A 22,398-nucleotide genomic window follows, 5' to 3' on the forward strand; every position below is an offset into this window, starting at 1 on the left:
TTAATCCTCTTGCGGGAATAAGGTTCTGTCGATGCTATCGCACAAACAATGAACGGCCAACAGGTGTACCTCTTGGATCCGGGCAGTACGATTGCTTGGTACGCGGATCTCGACATCGTTATCGCTGAGCAACCCCGCCATAGCGCCGCCATCTTTGCCAGTTAAGGCGATGATCGACATATCCCGGTTTACCGCAGCTTCCATCGCTTTAATTACATTGTTGGAGTTACCACTGGTGGAGATAGCCAACAGCACATCACCAGGTTGACCTAAGGCACGAACCTGCTTGGAAAAGATCTCGTCGTAGCTGTAGTCGTTGGCAATAGAGGTGATGGTGGAGGTATCGGTCGTCAGCGCGATGGCCGGTAAGCTTGGGCGTTCGGTCTCAAATCGGTTTAACAGTTCTGAGGAAAAATGCTGGGCGTCACCGGCACTACCGCCATTACCACAGGCTAAAATTTTGTTGCCACCTAGCAAGCACTGCACCATCGTCATTGAGGCTTTTTCTAGAGGCTCTGGTAAGGCTTCAAGAGCATCAATCTTGGTTTGAATGCTCTCAGTAAAACTCTCTTTGATCCGCTCAAGCATGGGGGGGACAATCCTCTTAAAATGCGTTTTCTATCCATTGGATGTCAGCGCCAGTAATGGCGACAACATCGAAGCGACAGGGGCATTCTAATGACCCCTGTTGCTGTAAATACCATTGGGCGGTGCGCCGCAATTTCTGTTGTTTACCGGCGGTAATCGCTGCCAGTGCACCACCAAAGTCATCGCGTTGACGAAACTTGACCTCGACAAACACCAAGATATCTTGCTGCTGCATTATCAGGTCAATTTCACCGAAACGACACTGTACGTTGGCGGCAACAAAGCGCAGCCCCTGCCGTTGCAGATAGCGGCGGGCTTGGTCTTCTGCTTTATTGCCTAGCCAGCGCATCTACTGCTCAACAAGACCAGCACGGCCATATTGGGCCCAGTCTAACGCACGCTGCAGGTTGCCGTTCGGAGCAACCGTCAGTTGGCCTGACAGGCCAGGCATACGGTAACCGGTAAAGGCTCGCATTTGCGCTAAGCGATCGATCAGATCCCAGCTGTCGTAACCCATGGCAAACAATCGTTGTTGTGCCAGGCTGCGCTCTGGCCACAGTGTCGTCGCTTGCTGTAACTGCTCATTGTCGCCCAACAGCCAAGGCATGTCACTAAGGTGCAACCCTTGTAGCTCTGCGGATTGTTGATCGGATTTTAGATCAGCGTGAGCGCGGCTGCTGGTGTAGAGCGTAAGTGGATCGGCAAACACAGCTTGGCTTACGTCGATAAAGGGTTTAAGCAAACGGACTTCGCTTGGTGTTGCAACGACGTAGATGCTGTCGATGTCACGACGAGAGCGGAAATCGGCTTCCATCTTGGCACCAAACAGGCGCTTCATCGCTTTGATTCGAGCCTCACTTTGATCAACATGTAGCGCTTGTTTTACTGACTGACGCATCTGCGTATTGGATGCAAAGAAGTGGATCTCAGCTTCCTCTTCAGTGAGCTCCAGCCATTGCTCTGTAAAGCTCTCTGCCATGCGTTTGCCGATGGCGTTGCCCGAAGCCAAAACTAATGGCTGCTGCAATCCTCGCTGTTGCATCTGAATGGCTGCTTGTTTGGCCTCATCTTCCGGATCGAGTGAGAAGAAGTAGAGATCGGCGTTGCTGTTCTCTTGCTCTCCTTGGTTTAGCGCCAGTAACGGTACTTCGCCCTCGTAAATTGCCAGAACCTGTTCAACGTTCTGCTTTAACAGAGGGCCGATAATAAATTCGCTGCCTTGCTCTACTGCTTGGACATAAGCGGTGGCGGCATCAATTTTATTGGTATCGATAAATTCAATAGTACGTGGATCCGTCTTAGCCAACGCATTGGTTAAGATCCCATCCTGCAACGCCTGCGCTTGCTGACTAATGCGACCGGTTAATGGCAACAATATCGAGATCTTGCCGGGGCGGTAAGGTTGGACATTGATGATTCGCTCTAATGCCGATGGTAGCTGACGAGCTGCTGGGTGAGTGGCATTTTGCTGCTGCCAAAACGCCAACTGCTGTAGCATCGTCGGTGGGTCCATCGAGTAACGTTGAGCAACGATTGCCAGCTCTAGCCAGCCATTCCAGACGAAATCGGAGCTGCCGCCTTGTTGTGCTTGTAGCTGCTCTAGTTCAACTGAGCTTAGAGCCTGCCATAAGGCATTCCAATTCGATTGCTGCAGATCCTGCGGCAGGTATTGCGCTAAGCGATAGTGAGTAAAGGCTTCGTTGAGTTTGTCACCGGTTTGCTGATGCAAGTTGATTTCGGTGACCAGAGCATCCCGCCATTGGGCAGCGGGTAAGATCCAAGAGCGTGGCCAATCTAACAACGCTTTTGCCGTTTGGCGGTCTGCCTGTCGTAACGCGAGTTTCGCCTGCAACAGTCGGTGCTCTGCCGCCAAGGTACCAGTGTTTGGAAGCCGATCCTCTAACCCAGCCAATAATTGCTGTGCTTGCAACGGCTGATTTTGATTCAGATAAGCTCTGGCGGCCAATAATAGGTAACTTAGCTGGCGCTCGCCCTCAGCGGTTTCTGCTTGCTGCAGGTACACATTAGCAGTCTCCGGTGCCGTGCCCAAGACCAGCGCAGGTAAGGAGGATTCTGGCTGAGTTGTGGGTGCGGATGAGCAGCTCACCAAGCCACAAATCGCTAAGGTAAGTAAAAGATGACGTCCGGTCTGTACAGAAAGGCTTTTCACCAGTGGGATCCACTCTGATAAACTAATTAGGCTTAGTTTAACTCTCTGTCTGTCGTAAACCAATTGGCTTGCCCTAAGGTATTCCCCTTTATGTCTCTGGAAGTTGCACTTTATATCGTGCCAACCCCTATCGGTAACTTAGCCGACATCACTCACCGGGCGCTACAAGTACTGGAGCAAGTCAGTCTGATTTGCTGCGAAGACACTCGTCACAGCGGTAAATTATTTAGCCATTTTGGCATTACTACTCGCACTATGTCGGTACATGATCATAATGAACGTCAGCGTGCTGGTACCATTATCAACAAGCTACAAGCGGGTGAAGCTATCGCATTAGTATCTGATGCGGGTACTCCGTTGATCTCCGATCCCGGTTACCACTTAGTTAGCCAGGTTCGTGATGCGGGCTTTACTGTGGTGCCACTGCCTGGCCCATGTGCGGCAACCACAGCATTGTGTGCTTCAGGCCTGCCGTCCGACCGATTTACCTTTGAAGGCTTCTTACCCGCTAAGGCCAAAGGTCGTACTGATGTATTGCAGGCGTTGGTACAAGAGCCACGTACCATGATTTTTTATGAATCGCCTCGACGAGTACTCGATAGCTTAGCCAGTGTAGCTGAGGTAATGGGTGCTGAGCGTAAGGTTGTGTTGGCACGGGAGATCACTAAAAGCTTTGAAACCATTAAAGGCTTGCCGGTAGGGGAGTTAATTGAGTGGTTAAAAGAGGATGATAATCGCACCCGCGGAGAGATGGTGATGATGATCGCCCCGTTTCGTGCCGATGGTGAAACCATCCCTGCGGATGCGTTGCGAACAACAGAATTATTGTGCCAAGAGTTGCCACTGAAGAAGGCATCGGCATTGGCTGCTCAGATCCATGGGGTTAAAAAGAACGCACTCTACAAGCATGGGCTCGAACAGGGCTGGTAGAGTGGGCAAACAATCGCTATACTCCGCGCCTTGGAGTTGGCTAGGCAATCGCTGCTTCGTCGTAGTGCTGTGACTTTTCGGAGTAAGCAGACGGGCGGAGGGGAGGAAAGTCCGGGCTCCATAGGGCAGGGTGCCAGGTAACGCCTGGGGAGCGAAAGCTTACGACCAGTGCAGCAGAGAGTATACCGCCGATGGCCGTCTTCGGATTGGCACAGGTAAGGGTGAAAGGGTGCGGTAAGAGCGCACCGCGCGGCTAGTAATAGTTCGTGGCACGGTAAACTCCACCCGGAGCAAGACCAAATAGGCCCCCATTGGCGCGGCCCGCGTTGGGGGCGGGTAGGTTGCTGGAGCCTAGGAGCGATCCTAGGCCTAGAGGAATGATTGTCCACGACAAAACCCGGCTTATCGGCCGACTCCAACCTATTTTAGGAAGCCCGCAGTATCTGTTGATACTGCGGGCTTTTCTTTGTCTAAGCATTACTAATTGTGGTTTCCAATATTGTTAAAGCAGCGGCTAGCTGGATTACCCAGAGGCGAAGCTTTCCTTTAGCTACCGTCGCCCGCACGACATAGCCCGTTAGAGCTCAATCGTTATTACCACCCTCACAGAGATAAGTGTTGTGAGGGCGGATCCGATTTGTTTCATTTTTACTAATTACCCTGTTGCTCGTCTGCCCAGAATAGATCTAGCTTATTCCATTGCTTGATAAACTAGATGTTAATCGATACCGCCATAAATATACCGTTACTTGATGTATCGTTGTGGTTATTTGGATTTATGCAGTTATTTATTCGGCGTCCAGTTCGGTGGCATCTGTGCATCTTAAATAATGCAGGTGGAACATAAATTTCGATGAGATGGGTGTTGTCGCTGCCACGCTCTATAGTCTCCGCACTTTTAGCCCAGATGGTTAGACCGACTTAGGTTTACTCAACCAAAGTTATATTTTATTTTTTGTCTAAAACTGTTATCACTAGAGATTATTGGTGTTGTTTCTGTATCTACATGGATGTAATAACGTCAACTCGAATCACTTAGCTAAACTGCCAAGGATGAATATATGAGTCACTTTATTCGACAATTAAGCCACAGCCGGTTGGAAAAGCTATTTTTTATCTTTTTTTCAGTTTCTCTTTTTATATTCTCTGTTGCTGTCATCGACGTCATACTGTCTTCTTCGGCTGATCGGCCATGGCAATCTGATTTTTGGCAACAGGGTGAAGTCCTCTCAACAGCACTAACTTTAGGTGGCAGTATTTGTATCGGCTATGTATTCCATATTTTGGCCCGTATGAGTCAGAAGATCCGCTTCGATTCATTGGTGAGTAAGCAGTTGCAGCTTAGCGTCTACCGCTTAGAACAGCTGCTGGAGTCGTTATTGTTGCTGGACTCGCAACACCCACAAAACCCAAAGGTTTGTTATGGGATGATGTTAGACAACATAGCTGAAGCACCGTTTGTCGATAATCAACCTCAGATACCATCGACAGCCGGTAAACTATCGCTTCCGATTCGTATCGATATGGCTGATAACTTTGCCAAGCACGTCGCAATTATGGAGGGAGTGGCATTGCAGTTGCGACAACTGCAAGCGTTGAGTGGCCGCTGGAAATCCGATCAGAATGATCATATTGATGCGCTGTTGAAACTGCTCAATGGCTTCAACTCGGAATTGCTGATAAATACCCAACAAGAGAAGTGGGCCAAATTGCATAACGCTTACCGACCGTTATGCCAATATCTGGCCAAAGGTAACTAGCACACTTTTTGAGCAACGATCAAAACACAGATTCCTAAATTTATTATTTTAGCCAACGACAGCTGCAATAGCTGTCGTTGGATCGAATTGGATCGTTTCGGCGATATATGATCTGGTCACGATTCTAGGCTGACCCTCCGCATTGCTTGCTCTTTAAGCATTTATCCCGTTGAGCAAACGTTTTCCTCATTGAATTAGCTCAATGTGGATATCGAGCGATATCCATTGGTGTACTGCGCCCATCCACACGCGACTGTCCTTGACAAGGTTTGTGCCCTGTTCATAAACTGGCTCTCTTGTGGGATAAAGTGTATTTTTGTGGATCAAAATGGATCTCTGAGGCAAGGATAACCAGGCATGTTCCGTGGTGCCAATGCGATATCACTCGATAGTAAAGGCCGTATAACGATGCCAACAAGGTACCGTGACGGTCTTCGTACGCGTTGTGATTGCCAGATGATCTGCACCGTGGATCTAAGATCCCCCTGCCTTTTGCTCTATCCCTTGCCAGAATGGGAACAGGTTGAAAAAAAATTACTGACCTTGTCCGATACCGTGCCGGCGGAGCGACAAGTGAAGCGCCTGCTCCTGGGTTATGCCACTGAAGGCGAAATGGATAAAGCGGGACGACTGCTATTGAGTGGCCCATTGCGGGAATTTGCGCAATTGGAGAAGTCACTCATGCTAGTCGGCCAATTGAACAAATTTGAGGTCTGGTCTGAGGCCAATTGGCAACAGCAGATCGAACTGGCGCGTGAACAAACGAGCCAAAACAATTTCGATAATCACCTCCGGCTACAGGAACTCACACTCTGATGAGCGAGCAATTTCGTCATATCACCGTACTGTTGGATGAAGCGGTAGATGGGCTGAACCTTAAGCCAGATGGTATCTATGTCGACGGTACCTTTGGTCGTGGTGGCCACTCCCGCCATATCTTGTCCAAACTAGGGCCCAATGGCCGCTTGATCGGCATCGATCGTGATCCGCAAGCGATCGCCGTTGCTAAAGAATTGCAACAACAAGACCCACGTTTTCAGATCGTACACGGGCCATTTTCTGGCATTGCCGAGTACATCGCTGATCTGGGCTTGATGGGTAAAATCGACGGTGTGTTGTTGGATCTTGGCGTATCGTCGCCACAGTTGGACGACGCCGAACGAGGCTTTAGCTTCCTGCGTGACGGGCCGCTTGATATGCGTATGGACAACAGCACCGGTGAAACCGCGGCGCAGTGGTTAGAGCGGGCTGAAGCCAATGACATCGCTTGGGTATTGAAAACCTTTGGCGAAGAGAAGTTTTCCCGTCCGATCGCGCGCAAGATTAAAGAGCATATTGCCGCGGGCGAACCGATGGATCGCACCGTGCATCTTGCAGGGTTAATCAATGACATGACCCCACAGCATAAGCGTGACATGGGTAAGCACCCTGCCACGCGTAGTTTCCAAGCGATTCGGATCTACATCAATAGTGAATTGGATGAGATCGAAGCTGCCTTAAAAGGCGGTACTGAAGTATTGGCCCCAGAGGGGCGGTTGTCGATCATCAGCTTCCACTCGCTGGAGGATCGCATGGTTAAACGCTTTATGCGTAAGATGAGCCAAGGGGTTGAAGCCCCTCGTGGCTTACCAATGACCGAAGCGGAGCTGGATAAAACCCGCACCCTAAAGTTGATTGGTAAAGCGCTAAAACCTAGCGATGTTGAAGTTGGTGATAACACTCGCTCTCGCAGTTCAGTACTGCGCGTGGCTGAGAAACGCTAAGTTATGCTTGGCCTTGAGTTGCTCAAACTGATAGGCAGCGATCTACGCCGATATTGGCTAGTGCTGTTTGTAGCTTGGTTAGCGATAGGCAGTGCCTTTTGGGTGATCTTTACTGCGCAGGATGCGCGAAAGTTGACCGCCCAATACAACGGGCTTTTACAACAACGAGACCAACTGGATGTGCAGTGGCGTCACTTGCTATTAGAGGAGCAGACGCTGGCTGAGCACAGCCGCATCGACCGTCTGGCCCGAAAACAATTGCAGATGCAACGCCCTAAACCAGCACAAGAACAAGTGGTGAAATTACCATGAGCCGTCAAGGAAAGAAGAAGCTTAAACCGGAAGCCAATGACTGGCGCCTAAAAATCGCTGTGTTTTTGATTTTATTGGTTTTCGGGGTTATCACCAGCCGCGCCGCTTGGATTCAGGTCATTGAACCTGAGCGATTACGCTATGAGGCGGATATGCGCACCTTGCGCACCACGACCACGGATGTGCAGCGTGGAATGGTGACCGATCGTAACGGTGAGATGCTGGCGGTCAGTGTACCGGTGATGGCCGCCTACGCGGACCCGAAGATGGTGCGTGACGGTAATGGTTTTGATGACATTCGCCGCTGGAGCGCTTTAGCTAATGTGCTTGAGGTCAATGAAGACAAGTTAGTCAGTCGTGTCCGCGATAACAAAGGCCGCTTTGTCTATCTAAAGCGGCAAGTGACTCCTGCGGTTGCCGAGTATATTCGTAAGCTAAAGATCCCAGGGATCGCACTGAAGCCCGAGTCTCGTCGCTACTATCCAGCGGGGGAGATTTCGGCTCAACTGGTGGGCATTACCAATATTGATGATCATGGTATTGAGGGCTTAGAACGCAACTATCATGATTGGTTAACTGGTAGCCCAGCCAAATATAAGGTGCGTAAGGATCGCCGTGGTGAAGTGGTTGAGAATCTGTCGGTGATTGAAGAGGGGGAGAACCCTAATGATCTGGTGTTGAGCCTCGATATGCGTTTGCAGAGCTTGGCATACACCGCATTGAAAGAAGCAACCGCATACCACATGGCTACCTCGGCATCGTTGGTGATCATCGATATCCCTACAGGGGAGATCCTAACCATGGCCAATACCCCGAGTTTTAACCCGAACCAACGGCGTGGTATTAAGCCTTACCAAATGCGTAACCGTGCGATTACCGATGCCTACGAGCCGGGCTCAGTGGTGAAACCGTTGGTCGTTGCGGCGGCCTTAGATAAAGGCATCGTGAGCGAACATGACACCATCAATACCTCACCGGGCTATATGCGCGTTCGCGGTGGAACCGTCCGTGACGGCAAAAACCTTGGTACTAAAGATATCGGCACATTGTTGGTTAAATCGTCCAACATCGGTATGACCAAGATGGCATTGCAGATGGAAGTAGATGAGTTGTTGGCCTTCTACGCCGACTTTGGGTTGGGTACATACAGTGGCATCAGTATGGACGGTGAATATACCGGTAATGTGCCTAATCGCAGCCGCTGGTCTGAACATGAACGTGCGACCTTAGCATTTGGTTATGGCCTAACGGCCACGCCACTGCAGTTAGCCCGGGTTTACGCTATTTTGGGGGCAGGTGGGATCAGTCGTCCTGCCTCCATTCTAAAGCGTAAACAGGTGCCAGAGGGCACCCGAGTCTTGTCAGAGAAAACCGCCGATGCGGTAGTACAGATGCTTACTGGGGTAACCAAGAAGGGCGGTACTGCGTTACAAGCGGCCATTGATGGCTATGAGGTTGCCGGTAAAACTGGTACCAGTCGGAAAGCCGTAGCCGGTGGTTACGGTGAAGATTACGTTACCCTGTTTGCGGGATTGGCTCCTGCAGACAACCCACGCTTAGCGATGGCAGTGGTAGTGAACGAACCTAAAGGTGAAAGCTACTACGGTGGTACCGTTGCAGCGCCGGTGTTTGCAGAAGTGATGGCCGGTGCGCTGCAGTTGCTTAACGTCGAGCCAACCACACAACCCCCTAAATTGGCAGGGCTTTTCGGGAGCGACAATGCCGTTAATTGATCAGGTGCTATCCCCTTGGATAAACCTTGATACTCAGATTGAATTTAACCAAGCGACATTAGACAGCCGCAGTGTAACTGCAGGCGCTCTTTTTGTGGCTGTGGTTGGCCATCAGCTTGATGGCCGTAAGTTTATTGATAGTGCCATTGCTAATGGTGCCGTAGCGGTACTGACTGAAGCGGAAACCGCTAAGCAACTACCGAGTCGAGATGGTGTTGTAGTGATTGGGCTACCGCAACTGAACGACAAGCTGTCTCATATTGCTATGCGGGTTTATCCTGCGGCGGCTACTCCTAGCGTGATTGGGGTAACCGGCACCAACGGCAAAACTACGGTTAGCCAACTGTGCGCCCAATTACTTACCACCATCGGCCTGCGTGCCGGCGTTATGGGGACGGTAGGCAATGGTTTGTGGGGTGAGCTCAAACCATCGATTAATACCACCTCCGATGCCTTTACCGTAAGTAAAACCGTTGCTCAGCAAGCACTGAGCGGCGCGCAAACGGTGGCGCTGGAGGTCTCCAGCCATGGTTTAAGTCAGCATCGAATTAAGGCGTTACCAATAGATGTAGCGGTGTACACCAATCTGAGCCGCGATCATTTGGATTATCACGGCGATATGGAAAGCTATGCAGCGGCCAAGCGGGCGCTGTTTAACCACACTGGGGTAACCCATGCGGTGCTTAATCTTGATGATCAGTATGGTGCGCTGTGGCATCGGCAGTTACAGGATAAGGTGAACACCATTGGTTACAGTATTGATGGAGCTCAATGTCGTGGTGACTTTGTCCAAGCAACAGCTATCCAATACCACGCCAACGGCGTCAACGCGACAATACACAGCAGTTTCGGTGATGGCCAGTTACACAGCCCGCTACTCGGTCAGTTCAATCTAGCCAACGTACTTGCGGCGGTTGCGGCTTTGCTCGCCCAAGGGCATCAACTCGCTACAGTGTTGAGTGCGGTCACAAGCTTAAAGCCTGCAGATGGTCGGATGGAGTGCTTTACCGCTGTCGGAAAACCTACTCTAGTGGTTGATTACGCTCATACTCCAGATGCGATAGAACAAGCGCTCACAGCGCTTCGCCGCCATTGCAGCGGCAAGCTTTGGTGCCTATTTGGCTGCGGTGGTGAACGGGATAAGGGTAAACGCCCGCTAATGACCGCCGCCGCTGCACGATCTGCCGATTACTTGGTTATCACCGCTGACAATCCCCGTAGCGAACAGTTCGACGATATCTCGACCGATATGCAACGTGGTGTTGATGTAACCCCACGGTTGATTGAAGCGGATCGAGCCAGTGCCGTGCGACAGACCTTTACCATGGCGTCTGCCAATGATGTGATTTTGCTGGCGGGCAAGGGTCATGAAGATTATCAAATCGTGGCGGGTGAGCGGCTCAATTACAATGAACGCGCCTTGGCGCAACAACTGTGTCAGGAGTCATCATGATCAGTGCATCATTGGACACTATCGCCTCTGCCTTAGGGGCTGAGATTCACGGCAGGCAGGATGTCACCATCACTCGGGTAAGCACCAACAGTCGTGAACTTGCAAGCGGAGATCTGTTCGTGGCATTGGTGGGCGAACGTTTTGATGCTCATGACTTTATCGAACAAGCAGAACAAGCTGGTGCGGCTGCGGTAATGGTTAGCCGCCAGCTGGACACTTCGTTGCCACAACTGCTGGTGCAAGACACCACGCTCGGACTCGGGCAGTTGGCTGCATGGCTTAAGCGGCAAGTAACCCCATATAGTGTGGCCTTAACCGGTTCGGTTGGTAAGACTTCAGTAAAAGAGATGACCGCGGCGATCTTTAGCTTGGCGGGCACGACTTTAGCGACTAAGGGCAACTTGAATAACACCATAGGTGTACCATTAACACTGTTAGATCTTAGTGGTGATGAGCAATACGCGGTACTGGAACTCGGTGCCAATGCTCCTGGTGAGATCCGCTATACCAGCAGCTTAGTGCAGGCAGATGCGGCGTTAATTAATAACGTGCAACCGGCTCATTTAGAGGGTTTTGGTGGCATAGATGGTGTCGCCGAAGCGAAAAGTGAAATCTTCGAAGCGCTGCAACCGCAGGGCATTGCGGTGGTTAATCTCGACGATGATTACGCCGAGTTTATGTTGGCCAAGTTAGAGCAGCAGCCGGTATTGCGCTTTTCCAGTCGTCAGATCGCTGATATTTGGGCGGAGCAGCTCACACGCCTGAGCAATGGATGCTACCAATTCCAGCTGTGTTGTGGTGAACATCGAGCGCTGGTAACACTGCCACTGCCAGGACGTCACCAGGTTGATAATGCTTTAGCTGCGGCTAGCTTAGCGCATTGTGCGGAACTGTCTTTAGCGCTTATTGCCAAAGGCTTATCACAGGCGCCAAGTGTCCCAGGCCGAACCCAATATTATCGCCTTACCCCACAGTTGACGGTGATTGACGACAGCTACAACGCCAACTTGGCTTCAACCAAGGCGGGTATCGATCTGCTGGCTGAAATAAGCGGTACTTCAGTATTGTTGTTTGCGGATATGGGGGAGTTAGGGGATAGCGCAGCGGCGCATCATCGCGCAGTTGGTCAATATGCCCTAGATAAAGGGATTGACCACCTGATTTCAGTCGGTACAGTAAGCGCCCTTACCGCGGAAGCCTTTGGCTCCGGGGTACATTTTGCTGATCAACCGGCGATGGTTGATCACCTGTTCACTTGGTTGGGGCAGTTGCCACCACCGGTGACCATATTAGTTAAAGGCTCACGCAGCGCGCGAATGGAAAACGTCGTCGATGCTCTGCGCCAGCAATTTGAGGTTACTCCCTAATGTTAGTTCTGCTCGCGGAATACCTAACTCAGTATTTCAGCGCCTTTAATGTGGTGTCATACCTTACTTTTCGGGCCATCATCAGCTTGCTGACTGCGCTGGTATTCTGCCTATGGGCAGGGCCGAAACTGATTCGCCAGTTGCAGCGCATGCAGATTGGTCAGGTAGTTCGAAACGATGGCCCAGAGTCCCACTTTAGTAAGCGAGGTACCCCGACCATGGGGGGGCTGATGATCCTTGCGGGGATCTTTGTCGCTACCTTGTTGTGGGGTGATTTGACCAACCATTATGTGTTGGTATTGCTGTTTGTTTTAGGGGCCTTTGGCCTCATTGGTTACATTGACGATTACCGTAAAGTGATTCGTAAGGATCCTAAAGGGCTGATTGCGCGCTGGAAGTACTTCTGGCAATCCGCTGCAGCGTTGATTGTTGCCGTTTATCTGTACTGGCAAGGCCAGCCGGAAGGGCAGGTACTGGTGGTGCCGTTCTTCAAAGAGGTGATGCCTCAGCTAGGCTTGATGTTCATTGTACTGGCTTATTTCACTATTGTCGGCGCCTCAAATGCGGTTAACCTAACCGACGGCTTAGACGGTTTGGCCATTGTGCCGACGGTTCTGGTTTCCGCCGCTTTTGCAATTGTGGCTTATCTGTCCGGTAACGTGAACTTCGCCGACTATCTGCATATTCCATACCTACCAGGTGTTGGTGAGATGGCCGTGGTCTGTACTGCGATGGTGGGTGCTGGCCTAGGGTTCTTATGGTTTAACACCTACCCAGCTCAAGTATTTATGGGCGATGTTGGCTCATTGGCCTTAGGTGCAGGTCTTGGTGCCATGGCAGTACTTACTCGGCAAGAGTTCCTACTGGTTATCATGGGTGGGATCTTCGTGCTCGAAACGGTATCGGTGATCCTACAGGTTGGCTCATTTAAGCTGCGTAAAAAACGCATCTTCCGCATGGCGCCCATCCATCACCACTTTGAATTGAAAGGCTGGCCAGAACCACGAGTTATCGTGCGTTTTTGGATTATCTCTGTGTGTCTAGTCCTGCTGGGTCTTGCGACCTTGAAGGTGCGCTAGCGTGAAGCCGTTGGCGGATATGTTAATCCTCGGGTTAGGCCTAACTGGCTTATCCTGTGTGCGTTTTCTTCGTCGTCACGGGGTAGCCGTTTCAGTATGGGATACTCGCACTACACCGCCAGGCGCTGAGCTGCTTAGCCAACAGTTTCCTCAGGTGCAACTTCGTACCGGCCCGCTTGATGCGGAGCAATTAGCGCAAGTGAGTACCATCGTGATCTCTCCTGGCATTGCACTGTCGACCCCAGCGGTCGCAGCGGCAATTGCAGCAGGTGTTGAGGTGATTGGTGATATCGAATTGTTTGCCCGTCACGTTGATGCTCCTGTGGTGGCCATTACTGGCTCTAACGGCAAATCGACGGTTACCACCATGGTTGGTGACATGGCGCGTGCCGCTGGTTGGTCCGTAGGGGTTGGTGGCAACATTGGTTTACCGGCGCTTGATCTGCTTGAACAAGGCCATCAGTTGTATGTGTTGGAGTTATCTAGCTTCCAGCTTGAGACTACGCGCAGTCTCAATGCGGTGGCGGCGACTGTGCTCAATATTAGCGCCGATCACCTTGATCGTTACGACGGTTTTGAAGGCTATCGTCAGACCAAACTCGCTTTATATCAACAGACTCAATGTTGTATTGAGAATAGCGACAATCCGCTCACTTATAGTGGGTGCGATAACGCGATTCGGTTTGGATTGGCTAAACCCAATGCTGGCCATTATGGTTTGTATCAACAGGCCCTGTGCTGTGGTGAGCACAAACGTCTTGAGTTAACACAGCTGCCACTGGTTGGTAGCCATAACTACGCCAATGCGCTTGCTGCACTGGCTTTGGCGGATGCGGCGGATATTCCTGCCGCTGCTAGTAAACAAGCACTAATTGACTTTGTTGGCTTGGCGCACCGCTGCCAGTTAGTGGCAACCAAAGCTGGTGTTCGGTACGTCAATGACTCTAAAGCCACCAATGTCGGTGCAACTGTTGCGGCCTTAGCTGGATTAACTGATGAAAAAGGTCAGGTTTTTTTGATCGCCGGCGGCGATGCCAAAGGTGCCGATTTAACCGAGCTAAAGCCGTTGTTACAGCCTTTGGCTGGAGTGTTTACCCTAGGCAAAGATGGCCCTGAAATTCAGGCGTTAGTTACTGATGCTATCGCCGTTACTTCCATCGACGAAGCTGTCCAGTTAGCTGCAGAGCAAGCCAAGCATGGCGATATCGTGTTGCTATCGCCAGCCTGTGCCAGTCTCGATATGTTTCGTAACTTCGAACAACGGGGCGATCACTTTATTGCTGCAGTTGAGGCGTTGCCATGTTAACGGCCATCAAACAGCGGATCTCATTTAAGTTTCCGGGCTTTGCTGCCGCAAAACCGACAGTAGATGAACCACTGCATGATCGCTTGCTGCTGGTGTTGATTGGCACCTTGCTGTTGTTTGGTTTGATGATGGTGACCTCGGCATCGATGCCGGAGGCCACTCGTCTCACTGGCAATCCGATGCACTTTATTTGGCGCCAAGGGTTCTTTGTAACAGTGGCGTTGATGATCATGACGGTGGTGATGACCATCCGCATCGAAGTATGGAGCAAAATGAGTTTGCCCATTGCCGTGGTGGCGCTGTTAATGCTTATTGCGGTGCTGTTTGTCGGTAAAACGGTAAATGGTGCTCAGCGTTGGATCCCCTTAGGGATCTTTAACCTGCAGGTGGCTGAGGTCGCCAAATTTGCCCTATTTGTATTTCTGTCTGGTTATCTGGTGCGCCGAAACCAAGAGGTGCGAGAGCACTGGCTTGGCTTCTTTAAAGCAGGCTTAGTGTTTGCCTTATTCGCGCTGTTGCTGCTGATGCAGCCTGATTTCGGTACTGTGGTGGTGATGCTGGTGACCACCGCCGGCATGCTATTTTTGGCCGGTGCGCGGCTGGTTGAGTTTGCGGTGTTGATCATTGCCGCTCTTGTGGGGGTTGTTGCACTAGTGGCGGGCTCACCATATCGACTGGCACGGGTGCAGAACTTTCTTGATCCATGGCAAGACCCGTTCGGTAACGGCTATCAATTGACCCAGAGCTTGATGGCATATGGCCGTGGAGATTGGTTCGGCGAAGGCCTTGGCAACAGCATCCAAAAGTTGGATTACTTACCAGAAGCACACACCGACTTTATTGCTGCGGTGGTTGGTGAAGAGCTTGGTTTTATTGGTATTGCCTCATTGCTGTGCTTGCAGCTGGGCTTGGCCTTGCGGGCGCTGTGGATTGGTCACCTAGCGCTGAAACAACAGCAACCTTTTGCAGGATACTGGGCTTACAGCATCGGTATCTGGTTTAGTTTTCAAACCGCGGTAAATATCGGTGCTAGCGTGGGCGCTTTACCCACCAAAGGGCTGACTCTACCGCTGGTATCCTATGGTGGCAGTAGCTTGTGGGTTATGAGTGCAGCCGCCGCAGTATTGGTGCGTATCGATCACGAACGACGGGTGGCTCAGCAAGAGCAAGCCAAACCGCGTCGATCGCGTGCGACCAAAAGGAACAGCGATGACGAATAAACGACTTCTTGTGATGGCCGGAGGTACCGGCGGTCATGTTTTTCCAGCCCTTGCGGTAGCCCGTCAATTGCGTGAGCAAGGTTGGCAAGTGCAATGGCTTGGCACCGCCGAACGGATGGAGTCTCGACTGGTGCCACAGCACGGTTTTGAGATCCAATTTATCGATATTAAAGGTGTCCGTGGTAACGGCTTGTTACGTAAGTTAATGGCACCGTGGCAGATCACTAAGGCCGTATGGCAAGCGCTGCAGATTCAACGTCAGTTTAAGCCAGATGTGGTGTTAGGGATGGGAGGTTATGCCTCAGGTCCTGGCGGTATTGCGGCGTGGTTACGTCGGACACCGCTGGTTTTGCACGAACAAAATGCAGTAGCAGGGGCAACCAACAGAATATTAGCCAAGTTTGCTAGTAAAGTACTGGTGGCTTTTGCCGATGTATTACCTAATGAACAGCGCGTTGGCAACCCAGTTCGACAAGAGTTGATCGATATCGGCGCGGCGCAACCAGTACAAGCCGGCGAGCAGATGAAGGTTCTGGTGGTTGGTGGAAGTTTAGGTGCAAAGGCACTGAACGATACTGTTCCTGCTGCTGTAGGGCGGATTGCCGCAGAAACCAGTATCACCGTTTGGCACCAGGTTGGCCGCAATAACAGTGCAACAACCGAACAGTTGTGGCAGCAGAAGGCCCCGGGTGTGGGCGCTCAGGTTACCGAGTTTATTGACGATATGGCAGCGGCTTACGCCTGGGCTGATGTGGTTATCAGTCGTGCTGGTGCGCTGACCGTTGCTGAGCTAGCCGCTACCGGCCGACCGGCCATCTTAGTGCCATTCCCCCACGCGGTGGACGACCATCAAACTCAGAACGCGCAAGCGTTGGTGGATGGTGGTGCGGCGGTGTTGATCCAGCAGAGTGAGTTAACTGCTGCTGGGCTAGCTGAATTACTGTTGGGCTTAAGCCAAGACCCACAGCGAATTAATACGATGGCACAAGCGGCTCGAGCTGCCGCGGTGCCGGATGCAACCAACAAGGTTGCATCCATCTGTGACCAACTGACACGGAGACGCGGTCAATGAAGCCGACACAACCCTCTGGGTCTAAGCCGATTCCTCATGGCGTAATGGGGCGAGTTAAACGAATCCACTTTGTGGGCATCGGTGGCGCCGGTATGGGCGGCATCGCGGAAGTATTGGCCAATGAAGGCTATCAAGTCAGCGGTTCTGACTTGGGCAGCAATGCGGTAACCCAGCGTCTCAGTGAACTGGGTGCAGTGGTGCACAAGGGCCATCATGCCGACTGGGTTGATGGTGTTGATGTAGTGGTGGTCTCTACTGCTATTGCCGCCAAAAACCCGGAATTGGTCGCTGCGCAGAAGGCGCGTATTCCGGTTGTACGCCGCGCAGAGATGTTGGCGGAGTTGATGCGTTTTCGCCATGGCATCGCGGTGGCTGGCACTCACGGTAAAACCACCACCACGAGCTTAGCTGCCAGCTTGTTCGCGGGGGCGGGCTTAGACCCAACTTTTGTGATTGGTGGCAAGCTAAATAGCGCTGGCACTAATGCGCGGTTAGGACAAAGCCATTACCTAGTCGCGGAAGCGGATGAGTCCGATGCGAGCTTCTTGCATCTGCAACCGATGTTGGCTGTGGTAACCAACATCGAACCGGATCACATGGATACCTACGGTGGTGATCTGAACAAGTTATACGACACCTTTGTCGATTTCCTCCATAACCTACCGTTTTACGGAACTGCGGTAATGTGTCTGGACGACGAAGGGGTTCAGGCGATTATGCCGCGGGTAGCGCGCCGTATGGTGACCTACGGCTTCCACCCAGAAGCGGATATCCGTGCCGAAGATTATCGTCAAATAGGTACTCAAACTGAATTTACCCTAGTGCGTGCTGGTCACGCGCCATTGCCATTGGTATTAAATCTACCTGGACGTCATAACGTCCAAAATGCATTGGCGGCGATCGCAACTGCGGTCGAAGAAGGTGTAGCTGACGAAGAGATCTATAAGGCGCTGCTGCAGTTTGAAGGCATCGGCCGCCGTTTTCAGCAGTACGGTGAGTTTAACACTGAAGTGGGCAAGGTACTCTTGGTTGATGATTACGGTCATCACCCGTCCGAAGTAGCTTGCACCATCAAAGCGGCAAGAGCTAGCTGGCCAGAGCGTCGCTTGGTAATGATTTACCAGCCACATCGCTACAGTCGAACTCGTGATTTGTATGAGGATTTCTGCTCGGTATTGGCGGAGGTAGATTGCCTGTTGCTGATGGAGGTATACAGCGCTGGAGAGGATCCGATCCCTGGAGCCGACAGCCGCGCCTTGTGTCGCTCGCTGCGTCAACGAGGGATTGATCCGGTTTACGTCCCAGGTCCAGCAGAGTTGCCAGCCTTGCTGGCGGAGCAGCTGCAAGATGGCGACGTGGTGCTGACCCAAGGGGCTGGTAACGTAGGTGTCTTGGCTAAGCAATTAGCGCAGCTGCAACTGTCCGTTGAACTAATGAAGCAGGAACCAAAGCATGAGCAGTAGTCGCTTTGGCAAGGTGGCGGTATTGTTTGGTGGCACCAGTGCCGAACGAGAAGTCTCATTAAACTCCGGCGCTGCGGTATTGGCAGGGCTGCGTCGCAGCGGCGTTGATGCCCATAAGTTTGATCCTGCTGAGCAGCCGTTAACTGCATTAGCTAATTACGATCGTGCTTTTATCGTGTTGCACGGTCGCGGTGGCGAAGATGGCAGCATGCAGGGGGCGTTGCAGCAGCTGCAACTGCCCTACACCGGCAGTGGTGTATTGGCGTGCGCTGTAGCCATGGACAAGGTGCGTACCAAATGGATGTGGGCCGGCGTTGGTTTGCCTACTGCGCCATTTGCGGTGGTGGATAAGTCACAGTTTCAACCCAGCGACTGTGACAACATCGTTAACAGCCTCGGGCTACCGCTGATGGTAAAACCAGCCAATGAAGGTTCTTCAGTCGGCATGGCTAAGGCCACTGATTCTGAATCTTTGCTGGCGGCGATAACTAATGCATTGCAGTTTGACGATAGCATCTTGATTGAGGCGTGGATTGACGGCCCAGAATACACCGTTGCCATTATTGGTGATGAAGTGATGCCGGCGATCCAAATGGAAACCGACAACGAATTTTACGATTACCAAGCCAAGTACCAGTCGAGTACAACTCGCTATCACTGCCCGTGTGCGCTATCGGAACAAGATGAAAACGAGTTGCGGCAGTTGGCCCTGCGGGCATTTAAATCATTGGGTTGCCAAGGCTGGGGCCGTGTGGACGTAATGCGCGACAGTCACGGCCAGTGGCAATTGCTTGAGGTCAACACGGTACCAGGCATGACCGAAACCAGTTTGGTGCCCAAGGCAGCGAAGGTTGCTGGTTACAGTTTTGATGAGCTGGTAGTTAATGTCTTATCGATGGCGAAATAACGGATAACTATAGATGGCTGTGGCGTGGCGCGAGGTGAGATGGGAGATGTGGTTAGGGATCGGCTTTTTGCTGTTTACCCTAACTGGTCTTAGTCGCCTGGGTTACTGGCTGTTTGAGTTAGGTAATGATGCCGATCAGGTGCCGATTGAAGAGTTGGCGCTGCTTGGCGAAAGACGATTCACCAGCGATACCGATGTCCAGCAGGCGGTGAAACAATTTTCGAGTTATTCACTGTTTAGTGCTGATGTCGCTGCTGTCAGTGATACCCTGTCGGCACTGCCTTGGGTGGATAGAGCACTGGTTCGCCGTGAATGGCCGAATCGCATGCGGGTGTTTGTCTTGGAGCAAAATCCAGTTGCCCAGTGGGGTGACTACGGTTGGCTGAATGACCGGGCTGAATCATTCAGCGCGCCCAAACGACAAGAGTTGAACTCTTTGCCACTACTGCGCGGGCCGCAAGCCAGTGAGCAGAAGGTGTGGCAAATGTGGCAACAACTCTCGGAATTACTGGTGTTAAATGGACATCAAGGGCAATCTTTAGTGTTAAGTACTCGGCACGCATGGACGTTAGTGCTGAATAATGGCCTCGAGCTGGTATTAGGACGTAATAATACCGTTCAACGGGTGCAGCGCTTTATTGATGTGTGGCCACGATTACAACAAACAGAACGCGCAGTAGCGCGAGTAGATTTACGATATGACACGGGATTGGCCGTGCAATGGCAGGGATTAGAACAATGACAAACGGCCATGAGGCAAACCTGATTGTTGGCTTGGATGTGGGCACCGCTCAAACCACAGCAGTAATTGGTGAAACCTTACCTAACGGCGAAATCAGCATCATTGGTGTTGCTAACCAGCCGTCTCGTGGCATGGATAAAGGTGGCGTGAACGATCTGGACTCGGTGATGCGTAGCGTCAAGCTGGCCCTGAACCAAGCCGCCACCATAGCCGAATGTGACGTTTCTTCGGTCTATCTGAGCATATCCGGTCGTCATATCCACAGTCAGAACGAAAAAGGGATGGTATCGATTGACGGCCATGAGGTAACTCAAGAAGATGTCGACCACGTTATCCATACCGCCCGCTCGGTTAAGATCCCAACCGAGCGTCAAACGCTGCATGTGCTACCTCAGGATTACATCATTGATGAGCTGGAAGGGATAAAAAGTCCGGTCGGCATGTCGGGGGTACGGATGGAAGCGAATGTGCATATGGTAACGTGTTCCGCTGATTGGGCTCGTAATATCACCAAGTGTGTTGAACGCTGCGATGTCCGAGTGGATAGCTTAGTGTTCTCTGGCATTGCGTCGGCGGAAGCGGTACTGACTGAAGATGAGAAAGACCTCGGTGTCTGTTTGGTTGATATCGGTGCAGGAACTACAGATATAGCCGTATACGCAGGTGGTTCATTACGCCACTGTGCGGTATTGCCAGTGGCCGGTAATCAGGTAACCAGCGATATCGCGAAGATCTTCCGCACGCCACTAAGCCATGCTGAGCAGATCAAGGTCGACTTTGCTTGTGCTCGAGCGGCGTTGGTCGGTAAAGAAGAGAGCATAGAGGTACCATCGGTTGGTGGTCGCCCTGCTCGGACTATGTCACGACAAACGTTAGCTGAGGTGGTTGAACCTCGCTATCAAGAGCTGTTTGAGCTCGTCGCTGAAGCACTGCGTAACAGCGGCTTTGATGGTCAGGTACCAGCGGGAATCGTATTGACCGGCGGAACGGCTCAAATTGAGGGGGCGGAAACCGTCGCCGAAGAAATTTTTGGCATGCCGGTGCGTTTAGCACCGCCATTGCCGCTTAAGGGATTACATCAATACGTGGAGGAACCTGGATTCGCAACTGCGGTCGGGTTACTTCATTTTGGCGTGGCACAACTCGACAAAAAAGTTGAGGCGAAAGCGTCAGAAAACGGAATCGGCCAGTCGATCCGCAGGATGCGGAACTGGTTTAAGGAAGCATTTTAATTTTGGACGCGGGCTGAACGGAGATAAGAGATGTTCGAGATATTAGACAGTAATAACGGCGATGCTGTCATTAAGGTTGTCGGAGTAGGCGGTGGCGGCGGTAACGCGGTTGAGCACATGGTAGAGCAAACCATTGAAGGTGTAGATTTTATCTGTACCAACACTGATCTGCAGGCGTTACGAAAATCGTCAGCGCAAACCACCATTCAGCTAGGACAGGACGTGACCAAAGGTCTTGGCGCTGGCGCCAACCCAGAGGTTGGTCGTGAAGCCGCGCTAGAGGATCGTGAAGCTATTCGCGCCGCTATCACCGGTTCCGACATGGTCTTTATTGCAGCAGGCATGGGTGGCGGTACCGGTACCGGTGCGGCACCAGTTGTGGCCGAGGTTGCTAAAGAAGAAGGTATTCTGACCGTTGCGGTGGTTACTAAGCCGTTCTCCTTTGAAGGCAAGAAGCGTAGCTTCTACGCTGAGCAAGGTATCGATCAACTGGCACAACATGTTGATTCTTTGATTACCGTACCGAACGACAAGCTAATGAAGGTATTGGGCGGTCGTACCACCTTACTGGACGCCTTTAAAGCGGCTAACAATGTATTGTTAGGTGCAGTACAAGGGATCGCAGAGCTGATCACTCGCCCTGGCCTGATGAACGTCGATTTCGCCGATGTCAAAACCGTTATGTCTGAAATGGGCAACGCCATGATGGGGACAGGTGTGGCTCGTGGTGAAGACCGCGCTGAAGAAGCTGCAGAAGCGGCGGTAGCTAGTCCGTTGCTTGAAGATATCGATCTGTCAGGTGCCCGTGGTGTGCTAGTCAACGTTACTGCCGGTTTGGATTTGACGATTGAAGAGTTCGAAACTGTTGGTCACCACGTTCGCGCCTATGCTTCTGACAACGCGAACGTTGTTGTTGGTATCGCCTGCGACCCAGAGATGACTGATGAGATTCGAGTAACCGTGGTTGCGACCGGTATCGGTGCAGAGAAGAAGCCTGACATTCAGTTGGTTAGCAAACCTGCGGTTAAGCAAGCAGAACCGGCACCTCGCCAAGATGTAGAGCCCGCTGGTTACAGCGCAGCTAAACAAGCAGTCGAGAATATGCCTGCGTTTGGTGCGGCAACGAGTGATGTTAATCGCCCGACAACGCCAGCAAGCCCAACCGGTGCGGCGGCACAACAGCAACAACAACAGACTGCGCCAGAGAACATTCTGGATGTGCCTGCGTTCTTGCGTCGTCAAGCCGATTAACATAATCGTTACCTTGATCGGAGTTTGTGATCGTACGGACTTTGGTCACT

Annotated in this window: 20 protein-coding genes and 1 other RNA gene; 18 read left to right on the top strand and 3 right to left on the bottom strand. The window is 51.7% G+C overall.

The window, feature by feature from the left end; all coding sequences use genetic code 11:
* Genes HER31_RS17420 through HER31_RS17430 form a run of 3 tightly spaced genes read right to left on the bottom strand, consistent with a single transcriptional unit; the run spans position 1 to position 2,758 of the window.
* Positions 1 to 588 carry a phosphoheptose isomerase gene (locus HER31_RS17420; protein ID WP_168662558.1) on the bottom strand — a complete coding sequence of 196 codons (588 nt, stop codon included), beginning with the start codon at positions 586 to 588 and terminating at the stop codon, positions 1 to 3.
* 16 nt (positions 589 to 604) lie between these two features.
* Entirely contained in the window at positions 605 to 937 is a 333-nt protein-coding gene (locus tag HER31_RS17425; RefSeq protein ID WP_168662560.1) for a YraN family protein, read from the bottom strand.
* Positions 938 to 2,758, bottom strand: coding sequence for a penicillin-binding protein activator (locus HER31_RS17430; protein WP_168662562.1), 1,821 nt, complete (start codon positions 2,756 to 2,758; stop codon positions 938 to 940).
* 90 nt (positions 2,759 to 2,848) lie between these two features.
* Here HER31_RS17430 and rsmI point away from each other — a divergent pair, with 90 nt between their 5' ends.
* The 18 genes from rsmI (at position 2,849) to ftsZ (ending at position 22,348) form a co-directional block, all read left to right on the top strand.
* Positions 2,849 to 3,688: a 16S rRNA (cytidine(1402)-2'-O)-methyltransferase gene (gene rsmI / locus HER31_RS17435; RefSeq protein WP_168662564.1), complete on the top strand. Its 840-nt coding sequence runs from the start codon at positions 2,849 to 2,851 to the stop codon at positions 3,686 to 3,688.
* A gap of 32 nt (positions 3,689 to 3,720) precedes the next feature.
* Positions 3,721 to 4,109, top strand: an RNA gene (gene rnpB, locus HER31_RS17440) — RNase P RNA component class A.
* A gap of 640 nt (positions 4,110 to 4,749) precedes the next feature.
* Entirely contained in the window at positions 4,750 to 5,448 is a 699-nt protein-coding gene (locus tag HER31_RS17445; protein ID WP_168662566.1) for a hypothetical protein, read from the top strand.
* Between the two features lie 357 nt (positions 5,449 to 5,805).
* On the top strand, positions 5,806 to 6,264 hold the full coding sequence (gene mraZ / locus HER31_RS17450) for a division/cell wall cluster transcriptional repressor MraZ (protein WP_168662568.1): 459 nt from the start codon (positions 5,806 to 5,808) through the stop codon (positions 6,262 to 6,264).
* Positions 6,264 to 7,211, top strand: a complete 948-nt coding sequence (gene rsmH / locus HER31_RS17455; RefSeq protein WP_168662570.1) for a 16S rRNA (cytosine(1402)-N(4))-methyltransferase RsmH — start codon at positions 6,264 to 6,266, stop codon at positions 7,209 to 7,211. The genes mraZ and rsmH overlap by 1 nt, the downstream gene beginning before the upstream one ends.
* Positions 7,212 to 7,214: 3 nt before the next feature.
* Entirely contained in the window at positions 7,215 to 7,523 is a 309-nt protein-coding gene (ftsL, locus tag HER31_RS17460) for a cell division protein FtsL (RefSeq protein ID WP_168662572.1), read from the top strand.
* On the top strand, positions 7,520 to 9,256 hold the full coding sequence (locus HER31_RS17465) for a peptidoglycan D,D-transpeptidase FtsI family protein (protein ID WP_168662574.1): 1,737 nt from the start codon (positions 7,520 to 7,522) through the stop codon (positions 9,254 to 9,256). The genes ftsL and HER31_RS17465 overlap by 4 nt, the downstream gene beginning before the upstream one ends.
* The gene (gene murE / locus HER31_RS17470) at positions 9,243 to 10,709 is read left to right on the top strand and encodes a UDP-N-acetylmuramoyl-L-alanyl-D-glutamate--2,6-diaminopimelate ligase (RefSeq protein ID WP_168662576.1); all 1,467 of its coding nucleotides are present in this window, start codon (positions 9,243 to 9,245) and stop codon (positions 10,707 to 10,709) included. The genes HER31_RS17465 and murE overlap by 14 nt, the downstream gene beginning before the upstream one ends.
* Positions 10,706 to 12,076 carry a UDP-N-acetylmuramoyl-tripeptide--D-alanyl-D-alanine ligase gene (locus HER31_RS17475; RefSeq protein ID WP_168662578.1) on the top strand — a complete coding sequence of 457 codons (1,371 nt, stop codon included), beginning with the start codon at positions 10,706 to 10,708 and terminating at the stop codon, positions 12,074 to 12,076. The genes murE and HER31_RS17475 overlap by 4 nt, the downstream gene beginning before the upstream one ends.
* Entirely contained in the window at positions 12,076 to 13,155 is a 1,080-nt protein-coding gene (mraY, locus tag HER31_RS17480; protein WP_168662580.1) for a phospho-N-acetylmuramoyl-pentapeptide-transferase, read from the top strand. The genes HER31_RS17475 and mraY overlap by 1 nt, the downstream gene beginning before the upstream one ends.
* 19 nt (positions 13,156 to 13,174) lie before the next feature.
* A complete protein-coding gene (gene murD / locus HER31_RS17485) occupies positions 13,175 to 14,461 on the top strand; it encodes a UDP-N-acetylmuramoyl-L-alanine--D-glutamate ligase (protein ID WP_168663438.1) in 1,287 nt (428 codons plus the stop codon).
* Positions 14,455 to 15,681, top strand: coding sequence for a putative lipid II flippase FtsW (ftsW, locus tag HER31_RS17490; RefSeq protein WP_168662582.1), 1,227 nt, complete (start codon positions 14,455 to 14,457; stop codon positions 15,679 to 15,681). The genes murD and ftsW overlap by 7 nt, the downstream gene beginning before the upstream one ends.
* The gene (gene murG, locus HER31_RS17495; RefSeq protein WP_168662584.1) at positions 15,671 to 16,753 is read left to right on the top strand and encodes an undecaprenyldiphospho-muramoylpentapeptide beta-N-acetylglucosaminyltransferase; all 1,083 of its coding nucleotides are present in this window, start codon (positions 15,671 to 15,673) and stop codon (positions 16,751 to 16,753) included. Before ftsW ends, murG begins: the two co-directional genes overlap by 11 nt.
* The gene (murC, locus tag HER31_RS17500) at positions 16,750 to 18,216 is read left to right on the top strand and encodes a UDP-N-acetylmuramate--L-alanine ligase (RefSeq protein ID WP_168662586.1); all 1,467 of its coding nucleotides are present in this window, start codon (positions 16,750 to 16,752) and stop codon (positions 18,214 to 18,216) included. Before murG ends, murC begins: the two co-directional genes overlap by 4 nt.
* Entirely contained in the window at positions 18,206 to 19,123 is a 918-nt protein-coding gene (locus HER31_RS17505) for a D-alanine--D-alanine ligase (RefSeq protein WP_168662588.1), read from the top strand. The genes murC and HER31_RS17505 overlap by 11 nt, the downstream gene beginning before the upstream one ends.
* A 13-nt stretch (positions 19,124 to 19,136) precedes the next feature.
* Positions 19,137 to 19,865, top strand: a complete 729-nt coding sequence (locus tag HER31_RS17510; protein WP_168662590.1) for a cell division protein FtsQ/DivIB — start codon at positions 19,137 to 19,139, stop codon at positions 19,863 to 19,865.
* Positions 19,862 to 21,097 carry a cell division protein FtsA gene (ftsA, locus tag HER31_RS17515; protein WP_168662592.1) on the top strand — a complete coding sequence of 412 codons (1,236 nt, stop codon included), beginning with the start codon at positions 19,862 to 19,864 and terminating at the stop codon, positions 21,095 to 21,097. The genes HER31_RS17510 and ftsA overlap by 4 nt, the downstream gene beginning before the upstream one ends.
* 30 nt (positions 21,098 to 21,127) lie before the next feature.
* Entirely contained in the window at positions 21,128 to 22,348 is a 1,221-nt protein-coding gene (gene ftsZ, locus HER31_RS17520) for a cell division protein FtsZ (protein ID WP_168662594.1), read from the top strand.
* Positions 22,349 to 22,398 lie beyond the last annotated feature (50 nt).

It is taken from the genome of Ferrimonas lipolytica, assembly GCF_012295575.1.
In the GTDB taxonomy this organism is placed as follows: Bacteria; Pseudomonadota; Gammaproteobacteria; order Enterobacterales; family Shewanellaceae; genus Ferrimonas; species Ferrimonas lipolytica.

What these genes read in the sequence shown, in the direction of transcription:
- HER31_RS17420 (WP_168662558.1), bottom strand. Translation starts at nt 588, where the DNA reads ATGCTTGAGCGGATCAAAGAGAGTTTTACTGAGAGCATTCAAACCAAG.
- HER31_RS17425 (WP_168662560.1), bottom strand. Translation starts at nt 937, where the DNA reads ATGCGCTGGCTAGGCAATAAAGCAGAAGACCAAGCCCGCCGCTATCTG.
- rsmI (WP_168662564.1), top strand. Translation starts at nt 2,849, where the DNA reads ATGTCTCTGGAAGTTGCACTTTATATCGTGCCAACCCCTATCGGTAAC.
- HER31_RS17445 (WP_168662566.1), top strand. Translation starts at nt 4,750, where the DNA reads ATGAGTCACTTTATTCGACAATTAAGCCACAGCCGGTTGGAAAAGCTA.
- mraZ (WP_168662568.1), top strand. Translation starts at nt 5,806, where the DNA reads ATGTTCCGTGGTGCCAATGCGATATCACTCGATAGTAAAGGCCGTATA.
- rsmH (WP_168662570.1), top strand. Translation starts at nt 6,264, where the DNA reads ATGAGCGAGCAATTTCGTCATATCACCGTACTGTTGGATGAAGCGGTA.
- ftsL (WP_168662572.1), top strand. Translation starts at nt 7,215, where the DNA reads ATGCTTGGCCTTGAGTTGCTCAAACTGATAGGCAGCGATCTACGCCGA.
- HER31_RS17465 (WP_168662574.1), top strand. Translation starts at nt 7,520, where the DNA reads ATGAGCCGTCAAGGAAAGAAGAAGCTTAAACCGGAAGCCAATGACTGG.
- murE (WP_168662576.1), top strand. Translation starts at nt 9,243, where the DNA reads ATGCCGTTAATTGATCAGGTGCTATCCCCTTGGATAAACCTTGATACT.
- HER31_RS17475 (WP_168662578.1), top strand. Translation starts at nt 10,706, where the DNA reads ATGATCAGTGCATCATTGGACACTATCGCCTCTGCCTTAGGGGCTGAG.
- mraY (WP_168662580.1), top strand. Translation starts at nt 12,076, where the DNA reads ATGTTAGTTCTGCTCGCGGAATACCTAACTCAGTATTTCAGCGCCTTT.
- murD (WP_168663438.1), top strand. Translation starts at nt 13,175, where the DNA reads ATGTTAATCCTCGGGTTAGGCCTAACTGGCTTATCCTGTGTGCGTTTT.
- ftsW (WP_168662582.1), top strand. Translation starts at nt 14,455, where the DNA reads ATGTTAACGGCCATCAAACAGCGGATCTCATTTAAGTTTCCGGGCTTT.
- murG (WP_168662584.1), top strand. Translation starts at nt 15,671, where the DNA reads ATGACGAATAAACGACTTCTTGTGATGGCCGGAGGTACCGGCGGTCAT.
- murC (WP_168662586.1), top strand. Translation starts at nt 16,750, where the DNA reads ATGAAGCCGACACAACCCTCTGGGTCTAAGCCGATTCCTCATGGCGTA.
- HER31_RS17505 (WP_168662588.1), top strand. Translation starts at nt 18,206, where the DNA reads ATGAGCAGTAGTCGCTTTGGCAAGGTGGCGGTATTGTTTGGTGGCACC.
- HER31_RS17510 (WP_168662590.1), top strand. Translation starts at nt 19,137, where the DNA reads ATGGCTGTGGCGTGGCGCGAGGTGAGATGGGAGATGTGGTTAGGGATC.
- ftsA (WP_168662592.1), top strand. Translation starts at nt 19,862, where the DNA reads ATGACAAACGGCCATGAGGCAAACCTGATTGTTGGCTTGGATGTGGGC.
- ftsZ (WP_168662594.1), top strand. Translation starts at nt 21,128, where the DNA reads ATGTTCGAGATATTAGACAGTAATAACGGCGATGCTGTCATTAAGGTT.